Source organism: Drancourtella massiliensis, from assembly GCF_016900655.1.
Taxonomy (GTDB): domain Bacteria; phylum Bacillota; class Clostridia; order Lachnospirales; family Lachnospiraceae; genus Sellimonas; species Sellimonas catena.
In genome coordinates this window covers 1-8299 of the sequence record NZ_JACJKH010000044.1, presented here as the reverse complement: position 1 = coordinate 8299, position 8299 = coordinate 1, and the positions used below count along the sequence as shown (strand labels likewise).

Genomic DNA, 8299 nt, shown 5'->3' with positions numbered 1-8299 from the left:
ATGGCCTTGAGATGTGGATAACGGCTCCAAAGGAGACGCTTGTTGTGCAAAATAGCCACAATAACATACTCTGGCTGAAAAGCAGGGATTTCTAAAATTTATTCTTTACCGCTGAGAAGCAATAATCCGGCTTGTGAAATGGCGGAGAAACAGGTATACTGTAGGTAGAAGGAAGAGGATGACCGGAAGGGGGAAGGCGTATGAAAAGACGAATGAAGCGATTACTGGCACTTGGCATAGGAATCCTGATGATTGGAGTGAGCGCCTGTGGCTCCAGGACACCTGCAGATACCGGCGAAGAGCCAAAGACAGAGCAGACTGATCAGGGATCATCCACAAAGGAACAGGAAGAACCGGACGAGACGGATAACGGGGAAACGGAAGAGCAGGAGAAAGAACCGGAGACGGAAGATCCTGAAAATTCAGAGACGGAAAATAACAAGGCGGATCCGGGACAGCCGGAAAACACAGGAACACAGCCGGCTGATCAGAATACGGAAGTAGATGAGGAAGCATTTGGCGAGATGATCCAGTCCCTTTCCCAGTACGAGGAAGGAACAGCAGGAGCAAGTTTGAAGAGGCTGAAAGCAGCTTTCGGTGTGTTGAATTTCTCAGAGCAGTATGAGAGCAGCCAGAGAGAATCATTTACTCAGAAGCTTCAGGCTTATTTGACAGAGAGCGAAGCGATGAGTGCGGAAGATATGAAGCTGAAACTGGAAGGAGTGGATCCGACAGTACAGCAGGTCTTTACAGAGGGAATTGCCTCCATGCAGGGTCAGCTCTCGGATGCGGGAAATCCGAACCGTTATGATACCTATACACAGGAAAAGTATCAGAATGTGGTCAAAGCTATGGAAGAAGTGCTGAATGAAAAATAATAATCGGTGACGAAAAAATTCCGGAGAACGATGTGAAATCACATGTGTCTCCGGGATTTTATTTTTTACTATATATTTTACTCCTGTTATACGGTGTGGAATCCGCGTCCGATAATCTCGCTGGTGTTGGAGATCAGGATAAATGCGCCCGGCTCGGTTTCCTTGATGAAGTTACGGAGCCGCACTGCCTGCGGGCGGTTCAATGCTGTCAGAACAATGTATTTCTTCTGTCCGGAGAAGACACCCTGAGCGGAGTAGACAGTAGCCCCCCGGTGCAGATCCCGGATAATGAAGTTACAGATCGGCTCGGGACTGTCGCAGACAACATTGAAACATTTGGAAAGATTGAAACTTTCGATAAAGTTGTCTGTAATGAGTGACCGAAGAACAAGTCCGAGAATCGAAAACAGACCTGTCTCCATACCAAATACAAATACGCCTGCCACAGCGATTGCCACATCGGAGATCATCAGGACACGTCCGATGTCGTAACCGGTATATTTTTTTAGTATCATCGCCACGATGTCGGTTCCGCCGCTGGATGCGCCCATATTAAAGAGAACTGCCGATCCGAAAGCGGGAACAGCGATGGCAAAAATCAGTTCCAGGACAGGCTGGTTGGTAAGTGGTCCGTCCATCGGGTAAACACGCTCCAGGATAGACAGGAGAAAGGAAAGAAGCATGCTGCAGTAAAATGTTTTTGCTCCAAAGCTTTTTCCCATGATCAGGAATCCCAGAACCAGAAGGACAATGTTGCAGACAAAGTTAAAATCACTGCTACTGATGGTTCCGGTCTCGGCGACAAGGACCGCAAGACCTGTAATACCGCCGAATGCAAAATTATTTGCAAATTTGAAAAAATAAATACCGCATGCCATGATGGCAGTGGCGGCCGTCATGACCACAAAATCCCGGATTTTGGATTTGGGTTTGATTTTGGATGATGGTTTTGGGATAGAATACTTCATATCCACATGATGTTGACCGTTCATTTTTTCTTCCTCGTTTTCTTTCGTTTTATGAAGAATTTATCTCCAAAATTGTAACCCTCCGGAAAGAAAAAGTCAACGATCCTGAAAGGAAAAGTAAAGGAAATAATATGTAAAGCTTTCTGACGGGTATGCCGGATTTTTTTTGGGAGATACTATGCCTGGAAGGAGGAAAAAACAATGCATCACTGCAACGCAATTCGAGATATATACGCAAGAGAAATCCTCGATTCCAGGGGAAACCCGACGATTGAGACACAGGTACTTCTGGCGGACGGCACGATCGGAACGGCAAGTGTCCCGTCGGGAGCTTCCACCGGGAGATATGAGGCGAAAGAACTTCGGGATAAGGAAAAGCAGGACCGCTACTGCGGCCGTGGCGTGGAGAGGGCTGTGAATCATGTCAATGACCGGATCGCAAGAGAAGTCATTGGAGTCAATGCGCTGGAACAGACGGAACTTGACCATCTGCTGATCCGGCTTGACGGAACGGAAGATAAGAGCAATCTTGGTGCCAATGCCACCCTGAGTGTGTCCATGGCAGCAGCGAAAGCGGCGGCGATGAGTCTGCATCTGCCGCTTTACCGCTATCTTGGCGGTGTGCATACCAGACGGATGCCGGTGCCGATGATGAATGTTCTGAACGGCGGAAGACACGCGGACAATATCATTGACTTTCAGGAATTTATGATCATGCCGGCAGGGGCCTGCTGCTTTCGGGAAGGACTTCGGATGTGCACAGAAGTCTATCATATGATTAAGGCGCTTCTGAAGGGAAGAGGATATCATACCGGAGTGGGCGATGAAGGAGGCTTTGCCCCGGACCTTCCGGATACCGGGAGTGTCTGTGACATTCTGATGGAGGCCATTGAGACGGCAGGATACCGGGCAGGAAAAGACATTGTACTCTGTCTGGATGCGGCAGCCTCGGAAATTTATGACAGAGATTTCGGGAAATATGTGTTTGTGGGAGAAAGCAAAGGAAAAGAGAAAAAGGTAGTTCGCACCGCGGAAGAACTCATTGACTACTATGCAGAACTAATCGAAAAATATCCGATTGTATCTATTGAGGACGGTCTGGAAGAAGAGGATTTTCCGGGATGGGAACTGATGAATACAAGACTCGGGCTTCAGACACAGCTGGTAGGTGATGACCTCTTCGTGACCAGTACAAAAAGGCTGAAACGAGGGATTGACTGCCGGGCAGCAAATGCGGTTCTGGTAAAGATCAATCAGATCGGTACACTCACAGAAGCCTTTGATACCATCCGGATGGCCCGGGAGCACGGGTATCGATCCATTGTTTCCCATCGCTCCGGTGAGACGGCGGATACAACGATTGCTGACATTGCGGTGGCTTTTGGAACCGGGCAGATCAAGACCGGGGCTCCATGCCGATCAGAACGGGTGGAAAAATACAACCGCCTTTTGAAAATAGAAGAAGAACTTGGAGATACTGCCATCTATAAGAATCCATTTTCCTGATCAGGAAGATCTCGAAAAGAAAATAAGGGGCGGAAAAGAAGCGAAAAACTGCTTGCGCAAACCGGAAGGATATGGTAGTATTATATATGGTTTATGCGCAGGAGGTGTAGAAGTTGGAAATTTTGAAAATCGTGATCACAATTTTATTTGTAATAGACTGTATTGCTCTTTCAGCAGTTGTATTAATGCAGGAAGGAAAATCAGCCGGTCTGGGAACGATTGCCGGTATGGCGGATACCTACTGGGGACAGAACAGAGGACGTTCCATTGAGGGAACTCTCGTGAAAGTCACAAAGATCCTTGCCGCACTGTTTCTTATCCTTGCTGCAGTATTGAATTTAAAAGTATTTGCTTAATGAAAGAAGATGCAGAACACTCTATTTCAAAAAATAGAGTGTTCTTTTTTTACCATATCAGATAGAATAGAAGGGAGTATGTGAGGTACAGATAATGGAAAGACAATATGAGAAAAGAAAGAAAATGGTATACCAGTTCATCTGTGACGATTTCTATGTCCCGATGAAGATGAAAGAAATGGCCTCCGTCCTTCAGGTGAAAAAGGAAGAGAGGCAGGAGTTAAAAGAAATTCTGGATGCTCTGGAATCCGAAGGAAAGATCCATAAGACCCAGAAAGGAAACTATGTAAAAGGTCAGGGGAACAGGCTGACCGGAATCTATCAGGCCCATGCCAGAGGATTTGGTTTCGTATCCATCGAGGGATCGGATGACGATGTTTTTATCCCGGAAGAGGAATCCGGCGGTGCCCTGCAGGGAGACGAAGTGGAAATCCAGATCACAAGAGGTGCAGGACCAAAGACAGGACAGCGGCAGGAAGGGAAAGTCATCAAGATCCTGAAACGCGGGATGTCCCGGATCGTCGGCTATTATCAGAAAAATAAATCATTCGGATTTGTTCTTCCGGATAATCAGAAGTTTTTACAGGATGTGTTTGTGCCTGAGGAAAAATCAAAAGGAGCGGTGACCGGACACAAGGTCGTTGTAAAGCTCACTTCCTACGGCGGAGACGGGAAAAAGCCGGAAGGTGAAGTCGTGGAGATTCTCGGACATGTCAACGATCCGGGAACCGATGTGCTGAGCATCGCCATGTCCTACGAACTTCCGATTGAATTTCCGGAGAAGGTAATGAACCAGGCGGAGCGTGTGGCAAAGCCTGTCAGCGAAGCAGACCGCTTTGGAAGAAGAGATCTGAGGGATGTCCGGATGGTGACGATCGACGGCGAGGACGCCAAGGATCTGGACGACGCGGTTTCCCTGGAAGTACGGGACGGAAGTTTTTATCTGGGCGTTCACATCGCGGATGTGACCAATTATGTGCAGGAAAACAGTGCCCTGGACCGGGAAGCAAAAAAACGCGGGACAAGCGTTTATCTGGCGGATCGTGTGATTCCAATGCTTCCGCACACCCTTTCCAACGGAATCTGTTCCCTAAACGCGGGAGAGGACCGGCTGGCGCTGAGCTGCCTGATGAAGATTGATGAAAACGGTACGATCGTGGACCATGAGATCTGCGAGAGCGTGATACGGGTTGACCGCCGTATGACATATACAGCGGTGAAACAGATTCTGGAAGACGAAGATGAAGAACAGTGCCGGAAATATGAGGAATTCATTCCGATGTTTCGGGAGATGGCAAGGCTTTCCTCCATTTTGAGAGAAAAGCGCCACAGACGGGGGGCGGTGGACTTTGATTTCCCGGAAACGAAGGTGATTCTGGATGAGCAGGGACGCCCGGTCGAGTTGAAAGCGTATGAGAGAAATACGGCAACAAAGCTGATCGAAGATTTCATGCTTGCGGCCAACGAGACAGTGGCGGAAGATTTCTTCTGGAGAGAGATTCCGTTTGTCTACCGGATTCATGAAGCGCCGGATGAGGAGAAGATCCGCAAACTTGCGATTTTCCTCCACAATTTCGGCTATACGATGCATATCGGCAATCATGAAGTGCATCCCAAAGAGATCCAGAAGCTCCTTGCCAAAGTAGAAGGGAAGCCGGAGGAGCCGATGATTGCAAGACTGGCACTTCGCTCGATGAAACAGGCAAAATATACGCCGGAAAATGAAGGACATTTTGGACTTGCGGCATCCTGCTATACTCATTTCACTTCCCCGATCCGGCGTTATCCGGACCTTCAGATCCACAGGATCATCAAGGAGACGCTTCGCGGCCGGATGGATGAAGAGCGGATCCGGCATTATCAGTCGATTCTCGAGGAAGTGACAAAGCACGCAAGCGAGACCGAACGCCGGGCAGAAGAGGCTGAGCGGGAGACGGTCAAATTGAAAAAAGTACAGTATATGAAAAATTTCATCGGTGAAGAGTACGAAGGTGTGATCTCCGGTATCACCAAGTGGGGCATGTATGTGGAACTTCCAAATACCATCGAGGGACTGATCCATGTAGTGAATATGACGGATGATCATTATGAGTATATCGAAGACCGCTACGAGATGCAGGGCATCCACACCGGAAAGACTTACCGGCTTGGACAGAAAGTATGCGTCCGTGTCATGGCGGCAAACGAGCTTCAAAGGACAATCGACTTTGAGCTTGGAAAGGAAGGGGACTAGGAGATGGCAAAGACAGGTGTAAAACTGATCGCCAACAACAAAAAAGCATATCATGATTATTTTATTCTTGAGACTTATGAGGCCGGGATTTCCCTTGCAGGAACCGAGGTGAAATCGATGCGGATGGGAAAGTGCAGTATCAAAGAATCCTTCATCCGCATCGAAAACGGGGAGGTCTTTGTGTACGGAATGCATATCAGCCCGTATGAGAAAGGAAATATTTTCAACAAAGATCCGCTCCGGGTACGCAAACTCCTGCTGCACAGGCAGGAAATCAACAAACTGCTTGGAAAAATGAAAGAAAAAGGAATGACACTTGTGCCTTTGAAAGTGTATTTAAAGGGCAGTCTTGTCAAAGTGGAAATCGGGCTGGCAAAAGGAAAGAAGCTTTATGACAAGCGTGCGGATATTGCCAAAAAAGATCAGGCAAGAGAAGCGCAAAGAGATTTCAAAATTCGCAATTTTGGGTAGATTCAAAGTGAAAAGGAAGGTATAATAGAAATGGTACCAGTAACAAAAAAAGATCTCAGAAATCTTGTTTCCCAGACAACGATCGAGACATATGAAGAGCTTACACCGCAGCTGATCCAGCTGATTGATATGACGAAGAAAAATCCTGATCTGACAGACGCGCAGAAGTCGGACGAGATTTCACTTCATATGCTTGGATATGTGAAATCCTGTACGAATGAAATTATCATCGAGGTACTTGCAGAGATTCTGGGACTGGAAGATGAAGAATAAATAAAATATAAAATGGGGAGGACCGGCGCATGGTATACGAGACAATTCCTGTAACAATCAAGGGCGAGGAAACAAACGCGAGGTTATATACATATTTCTGGAGCAATTCAAAAGAGCTTTATGATGGTCGCAAAAGACCCTGTGTTCTGATCTGTCCGGGAGGCGGCTATGCCATGACATCGGACAGAGAGGCAGAAGGTCTGGCGGTACGGTTCATGGAGATGGGATATCATGCGGCAGTACTCCGGTATTCAACTGTTCCGGATGATGTATTTCCGGATGCATTCATTCAGGCGGCTGCATGCATGAAGATGCTTAGAGAACGCGCAGAAGAATGGTTCATTGATCCGGACAGGATTCTAATTCAGGGATCCTCGGCAGGAGGACATCTTGCAGCCATGGTTTCCACCTACTGGCACATTCCGGAGCTTGCCAACATTCTCGATACCACATCGGAGATGATCCGTCCGAACGGACAGATTTTGAGCTATCCGGTGATTACAGCCGGCACATTCCGGAACGAAGGCTCCTTTAAGAACCTTCTGGGTGCCCAGGCGGAGGAAAGTCTGGAAGAAGCATGTTCTCTGGAACTGAATGTTTCAGAGTACACACCGAAGACGTTTATCTGGCATACATATGAGGATCAGTCCGTTCCGGTTCAGAATTCCCTCCTCTATGTAAATGCGCTCGTAAAGGCCGGTGTTCCGGCGGAGTTCCATCTCTTCCCGAAAGGAGAGCACGGACTTGGAACAGCGACTGAGTTAAGCCTTTCCAGTGACGGAAGAGGCGTGGAGGCTCAGTGCGGCCAGTGGATGGATCTTGCAAAAGCATGGATCGACCACAACATTTAGAAAAAGAGCTGAAAGAAAGACTGCGGGCGGGCCTTGACAAGGTCAGGCCGCCTGCGTATAATAATAGAACAACTGTCTGCAAAACCAGGGCTTGTACTGGTTTCGACGGGGGTTTTAAAGTTGGAGAAGCCATCCGCGGGACGGGACCGCGCAGTAAACCGTAACTTAAAAATAAACGCAGACAATAATAAATTAGCGTACGCTGCCTAATTTCGGCAGCAGTCGGCTCCGGACTTCCCGCGGTCCGGATTACCGGCTTCGACACTTGCGGGGCACTTCGTCTCCAAAGCTTTGAGGAGATGGAAGATTTTATGAAGCTACCGAAGATTGCAGCCTGTCATTAGGCGGCAGTCCGGGGGAATCTTAAAATAATGACTGTGATGGGAGATGCTCCGATGGAGAGGCTTTCGGACGCGGGTTCGATTCCCGCCAGGTCCATAAGAAGGGGCTGTCGGGAAATAGACAGTTCTAAACAGGGGAAGGCGTGACTCGTATGAGTCACGCCTTCCCCTGAAGTTTATCCAATAAAAGAAAAAAAGATGGCTAACGACAACCATCTTTCTCTCCGTTTCATGTTATAATGAAACTATGCTAAAACAAGATTATTATAACGATTTTTTTGATTTTGGGCAACAGAAAATTAACTTCAGCAGCGGTAAAGAATAAATTTTAGAAATCCCTGCTTTTCAGCCAGAGTATGTTATTGTGGCTATTTTGCACAACAAGCGTCTCCTTTGGAGCCGTTATCCACATCTCAAGGCCA

8 protein-coding genes and 1 other RNA gene are annotated in these 8299 nt (G+C 47.7%); 8 read left to right on the top strand and 1 reads right to left on the bottom strand.

Annotation, left to right across the window (positions count from 1 at the left end; genetic code table 11):
- Nucleotides 1-200: 200 nt before the first annotated feature.
- On the top strand, nt 201-878 hold the full coding sequence (locus H6A32_RS15285; RefSeq protein WP_191435389.1) for a hypothetical protein: 678 nt from the start codon (nt 201-203) through the stop codon (nt 876-878).
- An 86-nt stretch (nt 879-964) separates the two neighbouring features.
- Here H6A32_RS15285 and H6A32_RS15280 read toward each other — a convergent pair whose 3' ends face one another.
- Nucleotides 965-1870 (bottom strand): YitT family protein, encoded by a 906-nt coding sequence (locus H6A32_RS15280; RefSeq protein WP_330616836.1) that lies wholly within the window; start codon nt 1868-1870, stop codon nt 965-967.
- 177 nt (nt 1871-2047) lie between these two features.
- Here H6A32_RS15280 and eno point away from each other — a divergent pair, with 177 nt between their 5' ends.
- The 7 genes from eno to ssrA all read left to right on the top strand — a co-directional run bounded on the left by eno (nt 2048) and on the right by ssrA (nt 7977).
- On the top strand, nt 2048-3352 hold the full coding sequence (gene eno, locus H6A32_RS15275; protein ID WP_204864766.1) for a phosphopyruvate hydratase: 1305 nt from the start codon (nt 2048-2050) through the stop codon (nt 3350-3352).
- A gap of 113 nt (nt 3353-3465) precedes the next feature.
- Nucleotides 3466-3708, top strand: a complete 243-nt coding sequence (gene secG, locus H6A32_RS15270; RefSeq protein ID WP_087168079.1) for a preprotein translocase subunit SecG — start codon at nt 3466-3468, stop codon at nt 3706-3708.
- 94 nt (nt 3709-3802) lie between these two features.
- On the top strand, nt 3803-5941 hold the full coding sequence (gene rnr / locus H6A32_RS15265) for a ribonuclease R (protein ID WP_191437018.1): 2139 nt from the start codon (nt 3803-3805) through the stop codon (nt 5939-5941).
- Between the two features lie 3 nt (nt 5942-5944).
- Nucleotides 5945-6412 (top strand): SsrA-binding protein SmpB, encoded by a 468-nt coding sequence (gene smpB / locus H6A32_RS15260; RefSeq protein ID WP_087168077.1) that lies wholly within the window; start codon nt 5945-5947, stop codon nt 6410-6412.
- 30 nt (nt 6413-6442) lie between these two features.
- Nucleotides 6443-6685 carry a hypothetical protein gene (locus H6A32_RS15255; RefSeq protein WP_087168076.1) on the top strand — a complete coding sequence of 81 codons (243 nt, stop codon included), beginning with the start codon at nt 6443-6445 and terminating at the stop codon, nt 6683-6685.
- A gap of 29 nt (nt 6686-6714) precedes the next feature.
- Complete coding sequence (locus H6A32_RS15250; protein WP_138372808.1) at nt 6715-7536, top strand: alpha/beta hydrolase; 822 nt, start codon at nt 6715-6717, stop codon at nt 7534-7536.
- An 87-nt stretch (nt 7537-7623) separates the two neighbouring features.
- Nucleotides 7624-7977: a transfer-messenger RNA gene (ssrA, locus tag H6A32_RS15245) on the top strand.
- Nucleotides 7978-8299: the final 322 nt, after the last annotated feature.

What these genes read in the sequence shown, in the direction of transcription:
- rnr (WP_191437018.1), top strand. Translation starts at nt 3,803, where the DNA reads ATGGAAAGACAATATGAGAAAAGAAAGAAAATGGTATACCAGTTCATC.
- H6A32_RS15255 (WP_087168076.1), top strand. Translation starts at nt 6,443, where the DNA reads ATGGTACCAGTAACAAAAAAAGATCTCAGAAATCTTGTTTCCCAGACA.
- H6A32_RS15285 (WP_191435389.1), top strand. Translation starts at nt 201, where the DNA reads ATGAAAAGACGAATGAAGCGATTACTGGCACTTGGCATAGGAATCCTG.
- H6A32_RS15250 (WP_138372808.1), top strand. Translation starts at nt 6,715, where the DNA reads ATGGTATACGAGACAATTCCTGTAACAATCAAGGGCGAGGAAACAAAC.
- smpB (WP_087168077.1), top strand. Translation starts at nt 5,945, where the DNA reads ATGGCAAAGACAGGTGTAAAACTGATCGCCAACAACAAAAAAGCATAT.
- eno (WP_204864766.1), top strand. Translation starts at nt 2,048, where the DNA reads ATGCATCACTGCAACGCAATTCGAGATATATACGCAAGAGAAATCCTC.
- H6A32_RS15280 (WP_330616836.1), bottom strand. Translation starts at nt 1,870, where the DNA reads ATGAACGGTCAACATCATGTGGATATGAAGTATTCTATCCCAAAACCA.